18 protein-coding genes are annotated in these 16,168 nt (G+C 51.0%); 5 read left to right on the top strand and 13 right to left on the bottom strand.

Annotated features, from left to right (window positions below; all coding sequences use genetic code 11):
* The 6 genes from rdgB to BZJ19_RS07450 all read right to left on the bottom strand — a co-directional run bounded on the left by rdgB (position 1) and on the right by BZJ19_RS07450 (position 3,599).
* A complete protein-coding gene (rdgB, locus tag BZJ19_RS07475; RefSeq protein ID WP_077663274.1) occupies positions 1-597 on the bottom strand; it encodes an RdgB/HAM1 family non-canonical purine NTP pyrophosphatase in 597 nt (198 codons plus the stop codon).
* 28 nt (positions 598-625) lie between these two features.
* The gene (locus BZJ19_RS07470) at positions 626-1,066 is read right to left on the bottom strand and encodes a DUF4426 domain-containing protein (RefSeq protein ID WP_077675137.1); all 441 of its coding nucleotides are present in this window, start codon (positions 1,064-1,066) and stop codon (positions 626-628) included.
* A gap of 61 nt (positions 1,067-1,127) precedes the next feature.
* On the bottom strand, positions 1,128-1,424 hold the full coding sequence (locus BZJ19_RS07465; RefSeq protein WP_077675136.1) for a DUF167 family protein: 297 nt from the start codon (positions 1,422-1,424) through the stop codon (positions 1,128-1,130).
* On the bottom strand, positions 1,424-1,978 hold the full coding sequence (locus BZJ19_RS07460; protein WP_077675135.1) for a YggT family protein: 555 nt from the start codon (positions 1,976-1,978) through the stop codon (positions 1,424-1,426). Before BZJ19_RS07460 ends, BZJ19_RS07465 begins: the two co-directional genes overlap by 1 nt.
* A 16-nt stretch (positions 1,979-1,994) precedes the next feature.
* The gene (proC, locus tag BZJ19_RS07455) at positions 1,995-2,813 is read right to left on the bottom strand and encodes a pyrroline-5-carboxylate reductase (protein WP_077675134.1); all 819 of its coding nucleotides are present in this window, start codon (positions 2,811-2,813) and stop codon (positions 1,995-1,997) included.
* Between the two features lie 84 nt (positions 2,814-2,897).
* Entirely contained in the window at positions 2,898-3,599 is a 702-nt protein-coding gene (locus tag BZJ19_RS07450; RefSeq protein WP_077675133.1) for a YggS family pyridoxal phosphate-dependent enzyme, read from the bottom strand.
* Positions 3,600-3,622: 23 nt separating this feature from the next.
* Here BZJ19_RS07450 and BZJ19_RS07445 point away from each other — a divergent pair, with 23 nt between their 5' ends.
* A complete protein-coding gene (locus tag BZJ19_RS07445; RefSeq protein WP_077663270.1) occupies positions 3,623-4,648 on the top strand; it encodes a type IV pilus twitching motility protein PilT in 1,026 nt (341 codons plus the stop codon).
* Between the two features lie 8 nt (positions 4,649-4,656).
* On the top strand, positions 4,657-5,775 hold the full coding sequence (locus tag BZJ19_RS07440) for a PilT/PilU family type 4a pilus ATPase (protein ID WP_077675132.1): 1,119 nt from the start codon (positions 4,657-4,659) through the stop codon (positions 5,773-5,775).
* Here BZJ19_RS07440 and ruvX read toward each other — a convergent pair.
* The 7 genes from ruvX to BZJ19_RS07405 all read right to left on the bottom strand — a co-directional run bounded on the left by ruvX (position 5,772) and on the right by BZJ19_RS07405 (position 11,581).
* Positions 5,772-6,200 (bottom strand): Holliday junction resolvase RuvX, encoded by a 429-nt coding sequence (gene ruvX / locus BZJ19_RS07435; protein ID WP_069591176.1) that lies wholly within the window; start codon positions 6,198-6,200, stop codon positions 5,772-5,774. The two genes, BZJ19_RS07440 and ruvX, sit on opposite strands and share 4 nt — an antisense overlap.
* Positions 6,197-6,763: a YqgE/AlgH family protein gene (locus BZJ19_RS07430; protein WP_069591178.1), complete on the bottom strand. Its 567-nt coding sequence runs from the start codon at positions 6,761-6,763 to the stop codon at positions 6,197-6,199. Before BZJ19_RS07430 ends, ruvX begins: the two co-directional genes overlap by 4 nt.
* A gap of 90 nt (positions 6,764-6,853) precedes the next feature.
* The gene (gene gshB, locus BZJ19_RS07425) at positions 6,854-7,798 is read right to left on the bottom strand and encodes a glutathione synthase (RefSeq protein ID WP_077675131.1); all 945 of its coding nucleotides are present in this window, start codon (positions 7,796-7,798) and stop codon (positions 6,854-6,856) included.
* A 21-nt stretch (positions 7,799-7,819) separates the two neighbouring features.
* Positions 7,820-8,551 carry a 16S rRNA (uracil(1498)-N(3))-methyltransferase gene (gene rsmE, locus BZJ19_RS07420; RefSeq protein WP_077675130.1) on the bottom strand — a complete coding sequence of 244 codons (732 nt, stop codon included), beginning with the start codon at positions 8,549-8,551 and terminating at the stop codon, positions 7,820-7,822.
* Between the two features lie 114 nt (positions 8,552-8,665).
* Positions 8,666-9,169 carry a SprT family zinc-dependent metalloprotease gene (locus BZJ19_RS07415; RefSeq protein WP_077675129.1) on the bottom strand — a complete coding sequence of 168 codons (504 nt, stop codon included), beginning with the start codon at positions 9,167-9,169 and terminating at the stop codon, positions 8,666-8,668.
* A gap of 143 nt (positions 9,170-9,312) precedes the next feature.
* The gene (metK, locus tag BZJ19_RS07410) at positions 9,313-10,467 is read right to left on the bottom strand and encodes a methionine adenosyltransferase (protein ID WP_077675128.1); all 1,155 of its coding nucleotides are present in this window, start codon (positions 10,465-10,467) and stop codon (positions 9,313-9,315) included.
* Between the two features lie 175 nt (positions 10,468-10,642).
* Complete coding sequence (locus BZJ19_RS07405; protein WP_077675127.1) at positions 10,643-11,581, bottom strand: LysR family transcriptional regulator; 939 nt, start codon at positions 11,579-11,581, stop codon at positions 10,643-10,645.
* Between the two features lie 171 nt (positions 11,582-11,752).
* Between BZJ19_RS07405 and BZJ19_RS07400 the strand changes: the two genes are divergently transcribed.
* The 3 genes from BZJ19_RS07400 (at position 11,753) to BZJ19_RS07390 (ending at position 16,157) form a co-directional block, all read left to right on the top strand.
* Positions 11,753-13,708, top strand: a complete 1,956-nt coding sequence (locus tag BZJ19_RS07400) for a ligand-gated channel protein (protein WP_077675126.1) — start codon at positions 11,753-11,755, stop codon at positions 13,706-13,708.
* Positions 13,709-13,908: 200 nt separating this feature from the next.
* The gene (gene epd, locus BZJ19_RS07395; RefSeq protein ID WP_077457434.1) at positions 13,909-14,925 is read left to right on the top strand and encodes an erythrose-4-phosphate dehydrogenase; all 1,017 of its coding nucleotides are present in this window, start codon (positions 13,909-13,911) and stop codon (positions 14,923-14,925) included.
* Between the two features lie 65 nt (positions 14,926-14,990).
* Positions 14,991-16,157 (top strand): phosphoglycerate kinase, encoded by a 1,167-nt coding sequence (locus tag BZJ19_RS07390; RefSeq protein ID WP_077675125.1) that lies wholly within the window; start codon positions 14,991-14,993, stop codon positions 16,155-16,157.
* Positions 16,158-16,168: the final 11 nt, after the last annotated feature.

The following is a 16,168-nucleotide window of genomic DNA, read 5'->3' as shown; positions in this document are numbered from 1 at the left end:
TTACTGGGCCGCTTTTAACGCATTGAATAAGTGGTTGAGCGCTTGGCCGCGATGGGAGCGCTGTTTTTTCTCTGATGCAGGCATCTCTGCGGCGGCGCACTGTTGGTCATGGGGTAAGAACACAGGATCATAACCAAAGCCATTGTCACCCTGAGGGGTGTGGGCAATTTTGCCTTCCCACACACCATGGCACACCAGAGGAGTAGGATCATTGGCATGACGCATATATACGAGCACACAGTGAAAACGTGCCGTACGCTGCGCATCCGGTACGTCTTGCATCGCGTCTAGCAGTTTGACGACATTGTCGCTATCGCTCGCTTGTTCACCTGCATAACGGGCAGAATAGACCCCAGGTGCGCCGTTGAGGTAATCAACTTCTAGACCTGAGTCGTCTGCGATGGCAGGCAGGCCAGTAATTTTTGCCGCATGGCGGGCTTTGATAATGGCATTTTCAATGAACGTGGTTCCGGTCTCATCGGCATCTTTGACGGCAAAATCGCTCTGAGGCAAGACCTCAAAACCGAACTCGCTGAGTAAGCCAGCCATTTCTTTTACTTTTCCAGCATTGCCGGTGGCGAGTACAACTTTGTTCATGAATAGTACCTATTTGCTTAAAGCCCGATTAAGGGGTATCAACGTAAAATTTGTAGCGGTAGTCCAAGGTGGCGGAGCGATTGCCTTGGGCGTTTAATTCGATATGAAACTGATACGTTTCTTCATCGTCAGCCGCAAAGGTCGCAATGTAGTAAATCGCCTCACCTTCACGTATTTCCTTGAAGTCTAGCTCACGGCTATTGCCAACGAGGTTTTTCACGCTTCCTGTCAAGGTCGCACTGACCGCCGGTTTGCCGAGCTGCATTTTATCAAGCACGGCGATATTCACTAGTCCGCGGTAGCCACTTCGCGTGATGTCGTACTGTTTTGCGATCGCTGGGGTTAAAAAGGTGGTCGAGATCGTGTTGTAGTGCACTTCGAGCTCACCCACCTCTTTGTATTGCCCTGACCACGCTGACAGCGAGAATAGACTCAGAAAACTGACCAGTATTACCGTGAATGTACGCATAATTCTTCCTTGTTGTCGTGCGAGTCGCCTCGACTGAATACGGATAATTGACGATGAGTGATCAGTGGGGAAGATACGGGGTTAGCCAATCAGGAAGCTGTTGGGGGGCTTCAATCTGCACTTGCTTATGGCGATTTGTTAACCCGTGGGTCACTGTCACATTGCTTTTTGCGATCTTACACTGTTTGGCGAGCCAGCGGCATAAATAAGCATTGGCTTTGCCATCCGTGGGTGGGGCTGTGATGGCGATCTTAAGCGTATCGCCATGTTGGCCCAGACACTGGTCTCGGCTTGCTTTGGGTTGTACGTACAGGCGCAATGTGATTGCGCCTGTCTCAGTATCAACACGGACGGGCATTACAGCGCGTACCATACTGGGCCGAGAAAATCGCCAATCAGCATATTGATAAACTGTAACGCAATGAACACCACCAAGATGCTTAAATCGAGCCCGCCAATCGGTGGGATAACGCGACGTACCGGCGCACACACGGGCTCAGTCAGTTGGTGGAACACGTATTCAACCGGATTATTCCCTTGGCTGACCCAGCTAAGAATGGCGCGCAGAATCAACACCCAGAACAGCAGTTTCCCAGCRGCTTTTAGGATTGCGATGGCGGAGAAAATAAACATGCCACCACTTAGCGTCAATGGATTACCCGCCACCAGATCGAGCACGGCAAACTTCGCGACCATTAACAGGTAGCCAAAAAGCACGGTAGCGAGATCTAAGCTGCCCAGTGATGGGATCAGACGGCGTAGCGGTCCGACAACAGGCTGGGTTGCTTTCACCACAAACTGGGAGAAAGGATTATAGAAGTCGGCGCGGGCTAATTGTAGCCAAACGCGCAACAGCACCACCATGATGTAAAGATCAAACGCGGTGTTGATCAGAAAGGTCATTGCATTCATATCGTCGCCTTAGTGATTAAAATTCTTTTTCCATTTGTTCGGCACGGCTAACTGCCGCTTGCATGGCTTGCGCGACAATATCACCGATCCGGTTTTCGTCAAACACACGCAATGCTTCAGCGGTTGTGCCTCCTTTGGAGGTCACCTGTTCGCGCAGAGTGCCTAATCCGATATCTGGGTTGGCTACCACCATTTGCGCAGCGCCAAGCGCCGCTTGTTGCACCAAACGACGTGCGGTGTGGTCGTCAAAGCCTTGCTGCATCGCTTCTTGATGCATGGCTTCCATAAATCGGAAGAAATACGCGGGTGCGCTGCCGGCTGCCGCAATCACGCCATTGATGTCAGATTCTTGGTTGACCCAGCAGATCTCACCGACAGCTTGCATGAGTGCGCCCGCATAATCACGATCCTCATCCGACAAGCTAGGGACGGCGTAAAGGCCACTCATCCCTTGTCCGACTAAAGAGGGGGTATTGGGCATCACGCGAACGAGGTTGAGTGTTGTGCCTGCCATTGCCATCAGGCGATCGGCATGGATCCCTGCGGCGATCGAAATCACTAATTTGTTTTGCCAATCGACGTCGGTCAGCGAGGCGAGCACTTGCGCCATCAGCTGTGGCTTGACCGCCAATACCACTACCTCTGCCCCTTGGCATGCGGCAAGATTATCTGCGGTGGTCTGAATACCCAAATCGGCCTGCAAGCCGCTATTCGGCGAGGCACTTGGTGACGCCGCAGTGATCGCTGAGGCTGGATAGCCCGATTGAATTAAGCCCGCGATAATGGAGCGAGCCATGTTCCCTGCGCCAATAAAAGTCAGTGCGCGATGTTCCATGAATGACGTTCCTATTGTTGGTGGTACCTGATGCTGATAACCAGCACGTCACGTGTCGTTCTATTTTCTTTTTCCCGCCGTGCGTTAGCGTTTTTCTCGTGCCCCAAATACCGCTGTCCCAATTCGTACCATGGTGCTTCCGGATGCAATCGCTGCTTCCATGTCGCCGCTCATCCCCATTGATAGCGTATCGACGCTCTCGTACTTCGCTTTTAATGCTGAAAACATGTCAGCCAAAGGGGCGAAGGCGGCACATTGTTGGGCATAGTCGGTTTCAGGTTGAGGAATCGACATCAAACCCCGTACGGTGAGATTCGGTAACTTAGCGATTGCCTCAATCAGCGCTTCGGCCTCCTCAAACGCGACCCCTGACTTTGACGTTTCCCCGCTGCTATTCACTTGCACCAACACATTCAGGGCGGGTAAATGTGCGGGACGTTGCTCACTCAAACGTTTAGCGACTTTTAAGCGGTCCACAGAATGCACCCAATCAAAGTGCTCGGCAATTTGACGCGTTTTGTTGGACTGAATGGGGCCAATAAAGTGCCATTCCAATGCGGAATGTGCGGCATGCTGAGCAAAATGCTGCACTTTTTCCACGCCTTCTTGTACGTAGTTTTCACCAAACGCGTGTTGTCCTGCCGCCAAAGCTTCTGCGATGGCTTCGATGGGCTTGGTTTTACTCACCGCAAGCAATTGCACCGAACCTTCGGGTCGGCCGCATTTTTGCGTCGCGTGGTCTATGTGTTCCATGACCTGTTCAATGTTTTTCTTGATACTACACATACTTGATTCTGCGAGGAAAATGAATGGATATCACTGAGCTATTGGCCTTTAGTGTAAAACATAATGCGTCAGATCTACATCTTTCCGCGGGAGTGGCGCCTATGGTGCGGGTAGATGGCGATGTGCGCAAGTTGAGTTTGCCAGCGTTGAGCCATCAAGAGGTCAATCAATTGGTCTTGGATGTGATGAATGATAACCAGCAGCGTGAATTTCAAGCGCAGTTGGAAGTGGATTTTTCATTTCATATGCAGTCTGTGGGACGCTTTCGGGTTAATGCATTTCATCAGCAACACGGCTGCGCGGCGGTATTTCGGGTGATCCCCGAGACAGTCCCCAGTTTGGCGGATCTCCATGCACCAGAGATTTTTGCGGATTTTGCTCAGCTCTCAAACGGATTAGTGCTGGTCACCGGCCCGACGGGCTCGGGGAAATCCACCACATTGGCGGCCATGGTTGATCATATTAATCGCCATGCGCCCAAACATATTCTTACCATTGAAGATCCAATTGAGTTTATTCATCACCCGCAACAAAGTTTGATTAATCAGCGTGAAGTGAAGCGCGATACCTTATCGTTTCAGCAAGCGCTGCGTTCGGCGTTGCGTGAAGATCCCGATGTGATTTTGGTGGGAGAGCTGCGTGATCTCGATACCATTAGCTTGGCGTTAACGGCGGCGGAAACCGGACACCTGGTATTCGGCACCTTGCATACGTCAAGCGCAGCGAAAACAGTCGACCGTATTATTGATGTCTTTCCCGGCAGTGATAAGCCGCTGGTCCGCTCGATGCTTTCGGCCTCACTGCGGGCGGTCGTGTCTCAGCAACTGATAAAAACAGCGCAAGGTGGGCGCGTGGCCGCCCATGAAATCATGATCGCAAGCCCAGCGATTCGTAACCTAATCCGTGAGGATAAGGTGGCGCAAATGGTGTCGATGATTCAAACCGGCTCCAATCAAGGGATGCAAACTATGGAGCAAGCACTGGCCGATTTAGTCGGGCAAGGGACGATCGCGCCTGAACAACGCGATCGCGTATTACGTGCGCTTTAGGAGGAAGCATGAAACTCAGTAGTGTGCTGGTGGCGATGCAAGAACACACCGCTTCGGATGCGTATATTTCCGTGGATGCGCCTGTGATGTTACGTGTGGATGGACGCTTAAAACCTCTGTCTTCGCCGTTGTCTTTGGCGGCAATCAACGTCATGTTGAACAGTGCGATGAACGAGGAACAAAAACAGCAATTTATTACCACGCGAGAAGCGAACTTTGCGGTAAAACGCAGTGTTGGGCGTTTTCGGATCAGTGCTTACTGGCAGCGCGATATGCCCAGCATGGTGATCCGTCGGATAGAAACCGAGATTCCGCGTTTGTCATCGTTAGGCACCCCAGTGGTGCTCGAAGAGCTTGCGATGCAAAAGCGAGGCTTGGTGCTAGTGGTTGGGGCGACGGGGTCGGGTAAGTCGACAACCATGGCTGCGATGATGGGGTTTCGTAATCATTATGGCCAAGGCCATATCCTAACGGTTGAGGATCCAATCGAATTTGTTCATGAGCATCAGCAATGCATTGTCAGTCAACGCGAAATTGGTATTGATACCCAAGATTATGAAACAGCGCTAAAAAATGCGCTCAGGCAAGCGCCAGATATGGTGGTGATTGGTGAAATACGCACACCAGAAACCATGAACTTCGCGCTTCAGTTTGCGGAAACGGGCCATCTTTGCTTGGCCACTTTACATGCGAATAACGCCTACCAAGCACTAGAGCGAGCATTACACTTGATGCCTAAAGCACAGCGAGAGACCTTTTTATTTGATTTATCGATGAACTTAAAAGGTGTCATCGCTCAACAGTTGGTACCGGGCGTGAATGGAGTTGGGCGGCATGGTGCCTTTGAACTATTGATCAATAACGCGCATGTGGCAGAGCTGATCCGTAATGGTGAACTGCACGCGTTGAAAAAAGCCATGTTGAGCGGGGAGCATTTTGGTATGCAGACCTTTGATCAATCACTGTATGCGCTTTATGTGCAAGGGAGTATCAGTGAGGATGAGGCGCTGCGGCATGCTGACTCGGCCAATGAATTGAAGTTGATGATCAAAACCGGTGCCAAGCACAGTGCGCCGGGCAGCGCACTGGATCATGTACGAATTGAAAGAGCGGGTTCTCAGGATTAATCGGCGTATTGGCGTTCAAACCAACTTTCGATAATCACCACCGCAGATTGTGCATCGACCGCGCCTTTTTGCAGTGCCTTATAGCCACCACGTTCGAACAATGCCGCGCGGGCCTCCCGAGTGGAAAGACGTTCGTCGTGCAGTTCGACAGGATAACCGAAACGTCCATGCAGACGGTTGGCAAATTTGCGGGCGCGCGGGGTGATGGTCTCAAGTGGTTCACCATTCAAGTCAAGTGGCAACCCGACCACCAAAACATCGGGTTGCCACTCTTTGAGTAATGACGCGATCTCTTCCCAATTGGGGATCCCATCGCGGGCTTTTAATGCACATAGGGGGCGTGCGGTTCCCGTTAACGATTGACCGATCGCAACGCCAATACTTTTAACGCCATAATCAAACCCAAGCACGGTGTGTGAAGTCATGCGTGTCCTATTTCTGAAGATAAATTCGCCGCGTTGATCCCCAGTTGATCGAGGGCTTTTTGCCAACGCTCGCTAAGGGGGGTGTCAAAAATCACTTTGGGATCGGCTTCCAAGGTTAACCAGCTGTTTTCGGCTAACTCCAGCTCAAGCTGCCCGGGCTCCCATCCGGCATAGCCGAGCGCGACAATAAATTGGTCGGGTTGCTCATCGGTTCCCAAAATAGACAGTATGTCTTTGGAGGTAGTGACCGCAAGATCGTCAGACAGTGGGATGCTCGTGCCAAAGCTTCGATCTGCACGATGGAGCACAAAGCCGCGATCTTCCGACACTGGGCCGCCAAACAGGACGGGTTGAGCCAGGCTATCTTTGGCTTGTGAGAGCGGAAGCTGGCGTTCAACCTCGATTTGGTCGAGCATTTTGCCCACCGAGATATTGATAGGCTGATTGATCATCAATCCCATCGCGCCGTCATCGTTATGCTCACACACGTAAATCACACCATGTTGAAAACGGCTATCGGTCATGCTTGGCATTGCGACTAAAAAATGATTTTTCAGATTCATATCGCCGTTCTCCCGTTGAGACGCGTACTTTGAGTATGCGCTAAAAAACAAAGTTAGGTGAAAATAGGCGCATTAAATGCGCCCACTGACTTACCCTTGGCAACGTGTTGCAATGGCATCCATCAGCAAATCACCAATCGAGATATCATACGCTGCATCAATTTCGCGGATGCAGGTGGGGCTGGTGACGTTGATTTCAGTCAGCTTGTCGCCAATGACATCAAGGCCGACAAAAATTAAGCCTTTCTCTTTAAGCGTTGGCGCAACCGCGCGCGCAATCTCCCAATCGGTGGGGGATAAGGGGCGTGCTTCACCACGTCCGCCAGCGGCAAGGTTACCACGTGTTTCGCCATCGGCAGGAATACGCGCCAAGCAGTACGGCACCGGCTCACCATCGACCACTAAGATACGTTTGTCGCCATTGCTGATATCAGGTACGAAGGTTTGCGCCATGCAAAAACGGCTGCCGTGCTCGGTCAGGGTTTCAATAATTACTGACAGGTTCGGATCGCCTTGTTTGACCCGAAAGATAGACGCGCCGCCCATGCCATCGAGCGGTTTTAAAATCACATCGCCATGTTCGGCCTGGAATGCTTTGATCTCGTCGGCACGACGGGTCACTAACGTGGTCGGAGTGTGTTCTGGGAACCACGCGGTATAAAGCTTTTCATTGCAATCGCGCAAGCTCTGCGGTTTGTTAACAATCAATACTCCCGCTTGCTCGGCACGCTCTAGCATGTAGGTCGCGTAAATATATTCGGTATCAAACGGGGGATCTTTACGCATCAAAATGGCATCAAACGCACTCAGTGGCTGTGTTTGAGTGTGGGTAATTTGATACCAATCGTTCGGATCGTCTTGTAGCGAGACTTGATGGGTTTTCGCGTATGGCGCGCCTTGCAACATCGACATATCATCCATGTTGATATAATGCACTTCCCAACCGCGTTTTTGTGCTGCCAACATCATGGCAAACGTGGAATCTTTTTTTATATAGATGGCCGAGATCGGATCCATCACAACACCAATTTTCATCTTGATTCTCCTGTTCGCCAACTAGCCCAAATCGCCGAAACGAACTTGCAAGGCGGTAATGGCCGTCAATGCAGCGGTTTCGGTCCGCAATACACGGGGGCCGAGTAAAATTTCTTTAAAGTCACAATCGCGCGTCATGGCGATTTCTTCATCGGACAATCCACCTTCAGGGCCTATCAATAAGCGTAGCTTCGATGGACGCTCTGGCAGCGTATTAATGGAATACGGGGCGCGAGGGTGTAGGTTGAGCTTCAGTCCGGCAAAGGCTTCTTGGCTCCACGCCTCCAACATCATCACAGGACGAACTTCTGGGACGCGGTTGCGGCCACTTTGTTCGCAGGCACCAATGGCGATCTTTTGCCATTGTTGGCGTTTTTTCTCGAGTCGTTCTGCATTGAGCTTCACGCCGCACCGCGCTGATATCAGCGGTGTGATCACATTGACGCCCAGTTCGACCGATTTTTGAATGGTGAACTCCATTTTCTCGCCGCGCGAGATCACTTGTCCAAGCTCAAGGTCAAGAGGCGACTCCACACTGTGATCGTCTCGTGCACTGATGGTCACGGACACCTGTTTTTTAGTGACATCGCTTAAAGTGGCGGGAAACTGAGCGCCACTGCCATCAAAAAGCAGCACGGCTTGGCCTGGCTGCATGCGCAAAACGCGACCAATATGATTGGCCGCATCGTCGGTGAGCGTCACATCGCCTTGTGATGGCAAAGGGGCTGGGTGATAAATTCGAGGAATACGCATAATGCTTGAGTTCCGTGATCAATAAGTTGCCAGTGTAACATGCTGTTCTGTGACTGGGAGGCTTGTGTTGATATGGGGATAGACACGAAAAAAACCAAGACGAGAAAAACGCGATTATAGTACCGCGGATACTGGCATCAGCGTTTGGTGACAGCGTTTACATCGGTAGCTCGCCTCACCGCGTCGCACTTTATTGTGGCGCCGTACGGTCAAGGCCACTTCCCCGCAATGGCACGCATAGGCAAACGTTTTGCCTTGAACGACGGTAATATCGAGTTGATGGGTGGTGTTGGCCGGTGCCTGAAACACGTTTTCCATCAAGGAGCGCCATTGTGAGCCGTGAGGCTTAACACGTCCATACAATGCGAAGGTGACGAGGTGGCAGACTTCATGCGGGATCACTTCCTCAAAAAACACGTGAGGAGACTGTTGAAGCAGCACGGGATTAAAACGCAATCGCCATTGGGTCGGATGCGCTGTGCCGGCGGCACGTCCCCGCAGCGACAGGCCGATGTCGGGATAAGTCAGTTGAATACCGAGCTGGTGGTTGGCGGTGTCAATGCACTCGCGTACCCGTTCAAAAACGGCATCAGCCAGTGGCGCAGAGACAGCGGGCATGGCAATCGTTACCTTACTCGAGTTAACGTCTTAGTGTCATGTAACATGCGTCATTTAACATGTGTCACAACACATGGGTGATTAAAAAAGGGAAGCCGCTGCTTCCCTTCCTTTCTTTGTGCACAATGAGCGTTAGCCCAAGGTTAACCAAGTTTAGCAAACTCGCGCAATAGCTCGGCTTTGTCGGTTTTCTCCCAAGGGAAAATATCACGACCAAAGTGACCGTATGCGGCGGTTTGCTTATAAATCGGTTGTAGCAGATCTAGCATTTCCTGCAGACCGTATGGGCGCAAGTCGAAGTTTTCACGCACCGCCTTGATAATGACTTCAGGGCCCACTTTTTCGGTACCAAAGGTTTCGACCATGATAGAAGTCGGCTCGGCGACACCAATCGCGTAAGACAATTGGATTTCACAGCGGTCCGCCAGACCGGCAGCGACAATATTCTTTGCGACATAACGCGCCGCATAGGCGGCTGAGCGGTCAACTTTCGATGGATCTTTACCGGAGAATGCACCACCACCGTGACGGGCTGCCCCGCCGTAGGTATCGACGATAATTTTACGGCCAGTAAGACCACAGTCGCCCATTGGGCCACCAATCACGAAACGACCGGTTGGGTTGATGAAGTATTTGGTTTCTTTGGTCAGCCATTCTGCGGGCAGAACTGGCTTGATAATCTCTTCCATCACCGCTTCACGCAGGGTTTCGGTAGAGACGCTGTCGCAATGCTGAGTAGAAAGTACAACGGCATCGATGCCGACGATCTTGCCGTTGTCGTACGCAAAGGTGACCTGACTTTTGGCGTCCGGACGCAACCAATCTAGGGTGCCGTCTTTACGCGCTTGGGCTTGGCGTTCGACCAAACGGTGCGAGTAAGTGATCGGGGCAGGCATAAGAACATTGGTTTCGTTGGTTGCGTAACCAAACATAATACCTTGGTCGCCTGCGCCTTGATCTTTGGGATCGGCACGGTCAACACCTTGGTTAATATCTGGTGACTGCTTACCAATGGTATTGAGCACCGCGCACGAGTTGGCATCAAAGCCCATGTCTGAGTGTACATAGCCAATGTCGCGAACCGTTTGGCGTGTCAGCTCTTCAATATCGACCCACGCTGAGGTGGTGATCTCGCCGCCGACCATTACCATGCCGGTTTTTACATAAGTTTCGCAGGCAACGCGCGCTTTTGGATCTTGCTCAAGAATTGCATCCAAAACGGCATCTGAAATTTGGTCTGCGATTTTATCTGGATGGCCTTCAGAGACAGACTCTGAAGTAAACAGGTGCTTAGCCATGTGACACTCTCATTGTTTATCAAGGATACCGACGATACGAGGCGAAATCGATCGCCGATCATCTCAGATGTTTTAACTTCTAGACGTCTATTCTATTCGTAATTGTGACAAACGCAAGCAAGTTGATGCATAGCGCTATCTATCTAGGTATAGCAAACGATTGCTCCGTCAGGCGTTATTCGACGGCTGCAGGCATCGCATCATCGGCCATCTGAGCCTCTGTCCACGCTTTGGGAGCGCGATTGATAAACCGCTCCACCAGTGTCTCTATCCGCAAAGGAAGCCTCCCTGAGGCGCTATATAATCGAATCGGTATCGCGGCCGACTGCCATTGTGGCAAACAGCGAATAATCTTGTCTGGGTGATGCGCCTGATACCCTTCAGCATTCCATGTAGGTAGTAGGCCCACACCTTGTCCGTTGGCAATGGCATCGATTTGAATCGCAACCATATCGCAGTTAAACCGGCTGGGAAGCGCGCTCAAATGATAGGGAGCCTGATGGGAATGAAACAGCGTGAGTCCACGTCGGCGGAGCGCAAATACATCCAGCCAAGCGTGATCATCCAGCGCGGATGGGTGTGAAAACGGACCAAGTGCCTGAACATACGCGGGCGCGGCGTAAATGCCGTAGTGCCAGTGACCCAGTGTTTGGGTGCGACAGTTAGTGGGGAGCATCACATCGTCGGCCCAGATAACAATGTCAGCCGCTTGTATACGCTGTGCGCTCAGCTCACTGGTTAAGGTGATGGACACTTTGGGGTGCTCGGTTAAAAAATGATTCAGTAAAGGGCCAGCCCAGCCACGCATGAGCGCCGGGTGGCAAATGACTTCAATTGGCCCTTTTAGCTCATTATTCAGACCGTGAATGGCTTCTTGGCTTTCCTCGGCAAGGGCCAAAATTTGCGAGCAATAGCGCGAAAAGGTTTCGCCGGCTTTAGTGAGTACCAAGCGATTTCCCTGCCGTTGGGTTAACGCTTGGCCAAGATCACTTTCTAATTGTGCCAGCCGACGACTAATGGTCGATTTGGGCTGGTGAAGTGCGTCAGCCGCTGCGGTCAAGCTTTGATGGCGGCAAAGGGCATCGAACGCACGGATAGCGGCAAGGTCCTGCATACTTCCTTATCCTATTTTTCTTTTTTATCAGTAAGATGAAATAAATGCTTACTTGTTTCACGTTCTAAAACTGGAACAAGTTGTTCCAGTTTTAGGGCTGGGTTTCCTTACTCTAATATGAATAATTCTCACTAATCAAATGATAATTATTATCAAATAATGGAGTAAGATATGTCTAGTCGTCTTCGTCCCGTTGTGGTTGGGATGGTATTAGCGGGAATGCCCATAGCCTCACTTTCTGCCGCTGAGGSAGCCAATACGGAAACCATGGTGATCACTGCTTCTGGGTTTGAGCAGGTGACAGCCAAAGCACCAGCCAGTATCAGTGTGATCAGCCGAGATCAGTTAGAAGGGCGTTACTATCGTGATGTGACCGACGCATTAAAACGGGTACCGGGTGTGGTGGTGACTGGCGGTGGCGATACGACGGACATCAGTATTCGCGGCATGGCTTCAAAATACACCCTGATTTTGGTGGATGGTCGACGAACTTCAAGCCGTGAAACACGCCCTAACAGTGATGGCCCGGGCATTGAGCAGGGGTGGTTGCCACCGCTACAAGCGATTGAACGTATTGAGGTCATTCGTGGCCCTATGTCAACCCTGTATGGCTCGGATGCGATCGGGGGGGTTATCAACATTATTACTCGTCGTGGTGAACAAGATTGGCACGGTAACGTACAGCTAAGTACGGTGATGCAAGAAAACCGCGCATCGGGCGATGAGCAAAGCGCTAACTTTTACCTATCAGGCATGTTAAGTGACAAAGTTGGATTGAAACTGACGGGTCAAAACACGCAGCGCCAAGAAGATGATATCCAGTACGGTTATGAAGATAAGTCATTACGCTCTTTATCCACCACTTTGACTTACGATCATAACGATTTGCACCGGTGGGAGCTTGACCTTGGCGTCAACGCACAAGATCGCCGTGGTCATGTCGGCCGCTCCGTACCGAGTGACGATAGTCTTTGTCGCGGCAGCTGTGAGAACAGCAATAATGAATATCGGCGTCAGTCGATAGCGGTCAGCCACAAAGGGAATTGGGACTGGGGATGGTCTGACAGCCACTTGCAATACGAGCAGAGTCGGAATAAAAGCCGCGAAATGACCATCGAAAATACCGAGTTTAAAACCAGCTTAGTGCGCGATTTCGAGGCGCATACCCTCACGGTGGGTGGCTCTGTTGTCTATGCGAAGTTGGAAGATTTTACCTCCAACCAAGCGTCGACCAAGACCAGTATCGATAATACGCAATCAGCGATTTTTGTTGAGGATGAATGGCGAGTCTTGGAGCCGTTTAGTGTCACTTTAGGGCTTCGTGTGGATCACGATGAAAACTACGATTATCACGCCAGTCCTCGCCTGTATGGGGTCTATCAAGTTACCGATAACTGGATTGTAAAAGGTGGGGTGGCAACAGGCTTTAAGTCTCCGCAACTTCGCGAAATTACGCCTAACTGGGCACAAGTGAGCCGTGGCGGTAATATCTACGGCAACCCCGACCTTGACCCTGAAACATCCGTGAATACCGAGTTGAGCCTCAACTATCAAGGGGATAACGGCATCACGGGGTCGATTGGTGTGTTCCACAATGACTTTAAAGACAAGATCACTCGCGTGACGTGCCCCGATACTGTGTGTACTGCGGGACCAAACAAATGGGGATCGGATCCAACCTATCGCGTCAATGTGGATGAAGCGGTTACCCAAGGGATGGAAGCGAGTATTTTCGTGCCCATCGGTGATACCGTGGATGTGAGTGCCAGCTACACCTATACCGACTCGGAACAAAAAACCGGTGAGTATAAAGGGCAGCCACTCAATCAAATCCCGAAATCGCTAGCGCATGGTGAAGTGAACTGGCAAGCAACCGAAAAACTCAGCCCATGGGCGAGCGTGACTTACCGTGGTAAAGAAATGGATCCGGTAACAGGCCCATCATCGCGCAGCAATATCGAACCCGCGTATACCATGGTGGATGCCGGGGCGAACTACCAACTGACCGATTCCATTGAGTTGCAAGGGGCGATATACAACCTGCTGGATAAATCGCTGGACTATGACGATTACGGTTACATCAGCGATGAGCGTCGCTACTGGGTAGGGATGAATATCCACTTCTAAGGAGGTTCTTACCTGTATGTCTCTTTTATCATCAGAATAGAGACCGCGATAACACTGCCGCGCCCGTTTTGGCCTGTTGCCAAACGGGCGTTTTTGGATGGGATAGTATGATCAGTCGCGTGATTAGCCTCACATAAGACGTGCGTCTTTTACGTGCTTGAGATACACTGGGCGGCGTTGTCAAACGAGCACCGATGGACATGACACTAAGAGTCGCAATTAATGGATTTGGTCGCATAGGTCGCAGTGTATTGCGCGCCTTGTATGAAAGCGGCAAACAGGATCGCATCCAAGTGGTGGCGATCAATGAACTCGCGGAACCAGAAGCGATGGCCCACCTGCTGCAGTATGACTCCAGCCATGGGCGTTTCGGGTGGCCGGTGTCTTTCAATCAAGAACATCTGTTCGTTGCTACTGACAGCATTCGTCTTCTTCACTTATCCGAACTCCACCTTTTGCCTTGGCGCGACCTAGACGTCGATATTGTGCTCGATTGTACCGGTAAATTCGGCACGCGCGCCGATGGTGAGGCTCACATTGCCGCGGGGGCGAAAAAAGTACTGTTTTCCCATCCCGCCAGCCAAGATGTCGATCGTACGGTTATTTTTGGTGTAAATCACGAAGCACTGACCAGCGATGATCGTATCGTCTCAAACGGTTCTTGTACCACCAACTGCATTGTGCCCGTGATTAAAGCGCTGGATGAGCACTTTGGCATTGAGTCAGGCACCATTACCACGATTCACTCGTCGATGAATGATCAACAAGTGATCGATGCCTACCATACCGATCTGCGTCGCACACGTGCGGCAAGTCAGTCTATTATTCCGGTAGACACCAAATTGCATGTCGGGATTGGTAGGATTTTTCCGAAATTTTCTGACAAGTTTGAGGCGATCTCGGTTCGAGTACCGACGATAAACGTGACAGCGATGGATTTAAGTGTCACTGTACGTACTAAAGTGAAAGTTAATGACGTAAATCAAGCTCTGCAAACCGCATCTCGATGTACATTAGACGGTATCCTGGATTATACCGAAGCGCCCTTGGTGTCGATTGACTTCAACCATGACTCACATAGCGCCATTGTCGATGGGTCACAAACGCGGGTGAGTAACCATCAGCTGATTAAAACGCTGGTTTGGTGTGACAACGAGTGGGGTTTTGCCAACCGAATGTTGGATACCACCCTTGCCATGGCAGCGACAACGCAGTAGCCAGCAAGTGGGGGTATCGCCCTGATTAAGTCAGTTTCAATTTGCAACCTTATAGAGAGGACCTTATGTCTGTAATTAAGATGACCGACTTGGATCTTGCCGGAAAGCGTGTCTTTATCCGTGCAGACCTCAACGTGCCAGTGAAAGATGGCAAAGTCACATCTGACGCGCGTATTTTGGCGTCACTACCAACCATCAAGCACTGCCTTGCGGCAGGTGCGAAAGTGATGGTGACCTCTCACCTTGGCCGTCCTGAAGAAGGCCAGCCTGAAGACAAATTCTCGCTACAGCCTGTTGTTAACTACCTTGACGATGCATTGGATTGTAAGGTTAGCTTGGCCAAAGACTACCTGAATGGCCTTGAACTGAATGCCGGTGAGCTGGTGGTTCTAGAAAACGTACGCTTTAACAAAGGCGAGAAAAAGAACGACGAAGCTTTATCAAAACAATACGCTGCTTTGTGTGATGTGTTTGTGATGGACGCATTTGGTACTGCACACCGTGCGCAAGCATCGACTCACGGCGTGGGTATGCATGCACCGATTGCCTGTGCAGGTCCACTTCTGGCGAACGAGCTAGATGCACTGGGTAAAGCGATGGATAACCCTGCGCGCCCAATGGTGGCGATTGTGGGTGGTTCAAAAGTATCGACCAAATTGACAGTGCTGAAATCTCTGTCAACCGTGGCGGATCAGCTTGTTGTAGGTGGCGGTATCGCCAACACCTTTATCGCTGCTGCCGGTCATAATGTGGGCAAGTCTCTGTACGAAGCAGACTTGGTCGAGACCGCGAAATCGCTGATGGAAGAGTGCCATATTCCAGTGGCAACAGATGTGGCGTGTGCCAAAGCGTTTGATGAAAACGCAGACGCTGAGATCAAGCGTGTTGAAGACGTGCAAGACGATGACATGATCTTCGACCTAGGCCCAGAATCCACCCAAGCACTGGCTGACATTCTGAAAAACGCTAAAACCATCCTGTGGAATGGTCCTGTAGGCGTGTTTGAATTCAAGAACTTTGAAGCGGGCACTAAGGGTATTTCACAAGCGATTGCAGAGTCAGAAGGCTTCTCTGTTGCGGGTGGCGGTGACACCTTGGCTGCCATCGACCAGTTTGGCATTAAAGCTGACGTGTCATACATTTCCACAGGTGGCGGTGCGTTCCTCGAGTTTGTTGAGGGCAAACCACTACCAGCGGTAGAAATGCTAGAAGCACGTGCTAAAGACGCGTAATTGACGTGATA

Source organism: Salinivibrio proteolyticus, from assembly GCF_001996165.1.
In the GTDB taxonomy this organism is placed as follows: domain Bacteria; phylum Pseudomonadota; class Gammaproteobacteria; order Enterobacterales; family Vibrionaceae; genus Salinivibrio; species Salinivibrio proteolyticus.
Note: the sequence above shows the minus strand (reverse complement) of the source record. Positions and strands in the feature narration are given on the sequence as shown.

Coding starts and splice junctions, on each gene's coding strand:
- rdgB (WP_077663274.1), bottom strand. CDS start 597: ATGAACAAAGTTGTACTCGCCACCGGCAATGCTGGAAAAGTAAAAGAA.
- BZJ19_RS07470 (WP_077675137.1), bottom strand. CDS start 1,066: ATGCGTACATTCACGGTAATACTGGTCAGTTTTCTGAGTCTATTCTCG.
- BZJ19_RS07465 (WP_077675136.1), bottom strand. CDS start 1,424: ATGCCCGTCCGTGTTGATACTGAGACAGGCGCAATCACATTGCGCCTG.
- proC (WP_077675134.1), bottom strand. CDS start 2,813: ATGGAACATCGCGCACTGACTTTTATTGGCGCAGGGAACATGGCTCGC.
- BZJ19_RS07450 (WP_077675133.1), bottom strand. CDS start 3,599: ATGTGTAGTATCAAGAAAAACATTGAACAGGTCATGGAACACATAGAC.
- BZJ19_RS07445 (WP_077663270.1), top strand. CDS start 3,623: ATGGATATCACTGAGCTATTGGCCTTTAGTGTAAAACATAATGCGTCA.
- BZJ19_RS07440 (WP_077675132.1), top strand. CDS start 4,657: ATGAAACTCAGTAGTGTGCTGGTGGCGATGCAAGAACACACCGCTTCG.
- ruvX (WP_069591176.1), bottom strand. CDS start 6,200: ATGACTTCACACACCGTGCTTGGGTTTGATTATGGCGTTAAAAGTATT.
- BZJ19_RS07430 (WP_069591178.1), bottom strand. CDS start 6,763: ATGAATCTGAAAAATCATTTTTTAGTCGCAATGCCAAGCATGACCGAT.
- gshB (WP_077675131.1), bottom strand. CDS start 7,798: ATGAAAATTGGTGTTGTGATGGATCCGATCTCGGCCATCTATATAAAA.
- rsmE (WP_077675130.1), bottom strand. CDS start 8,551: ATGCGTATTCCTCGAATTTATCACCCAGCCCCTTTGCCATCACAAGGC.
- BZJ19_RS07415 (WP_077675129.1), bottom strand. CDS start 9,169: ATGCCCGCTGTCTCTGCGCCACTGGCTGATGCCGTTTTTGAACGGGTA.
- metK (WP_077675128.1), bottom strand. CDS start 10,467: ATGGCTAAGCACCTGTTTACTTCAGAGTCTGTCTCTGAAGGCCATCCA.
- BZJ19_RS07405 (WP_077675127.1), bottom strand. CDS start 11,581: ATGCAGGACCTTGCCGCTATCCGTGCGTTCGATGCCCTTTGCCGCCAT.
- epd (WP_077457434.1), top strand. CDS start 13,909: ATGACACTAAGAGTCGCAATTAATGGATTTGGTCGCATAGGTCGCAGT.
- BZJ19_RS07390 (WP_077675125.1), top strand. CDS start 14,991: ATGTCTGTAATTAAGATGACCGACTTGGATCTTGCCGGAAAGCGTGTC.